Genomic DNA, 897 nt, shown 5'->3' with positions numbered 1-897 from the left:
CCCGAATGGATTGTCGATAAATTTTTCAGCTGTCAGTTCTGGTCTATTCAGATATCCTCTCGCCAGACCATCCCCCGCTATACACAATTCTCCAGGTACACCTATTCCACAAAGTTTCATCTGATTCAATACATATACTTTTGTATTTAGAATTGGTTTCCCAATTGGAATTTTGTCAGGAATAATATCGTTTAGAACACATTCCCAATGTGTTGCTGCAACCGTACATTCACTAGGTCCATAAGCATTAATATATTTTGAATTTCTTACAACCTTCTCAACTATTCTACGATTAGATTCAGAACCTGCAGTAATTACTACCTCAGGCTTAAATTCATCCATATTGAAATAGAATACTGGAGGAATGGTTGCAATTTTCACCTTTTCTTTGCTTGTCATTTTTACAAATTCTTCTGTATTTTCACGCTCATCCTTATTTGCAACAACAAGTCTTCCACCGATTAACAGAGCCATATTCATCTCCCAAACGGATCCATCAAAAATTATATTTGCAAACTGTAAAATAGACTCTTTTTCTGTTACTTCTAATGAATTGATAAAATAATTTCTTAGATTGACTACACCTCTGTTTTCAATCATAACGCCCTTTGGTTTTCCTGTTGTTCCTGATGTATAAATCAAATACAGTAAATCATTTGGTTGATTGATTTTCTCGGGATTTTTTGTTTCTCCCATGAAAACACTGTTATCCGCAAGATCAATGACTGGTATTTCTGTCTTAACTTCTGTCTTATATGTTAGGAAGGCCTTCGGCATACAATCCGCAAGCATATATTCAATTCTATCTTTCGGATAAGTCGGATCCATCGGTACATATGCTGCACCTGCTTTAATGATGCCGTAAATCCCGATAATCATTTCTATACTTCGTTCCGC

Annotated in this window: 1 protein-coding gene; it reads right to left on the bottom strand. The window is 35.8% G+C overall.

Translation table 11 applies throughout. The annotated features are described in order from the left end of the window. Nucleotides 1–897, bottom strand: an 897-nt coding sequence (locus MR167_RS31530; RefSeq protein WP_242316235.1) for an AMP-binding protein, incomplete at both ends; no start/stop codon positions are given.

The organism is Bacillus cereus group sp. BfR-BA-01355 (assembly GCF_022663675.1).
Lineage (GTDB): Bacteria > Bacillota > Bacilli > Bacillales > Bacillaceae_G > Bacillus_A > Bacillus_A thuringiensis_S.
This window is presented reverse-complemented; position numbering and strand designations above follow the sequence as displayed.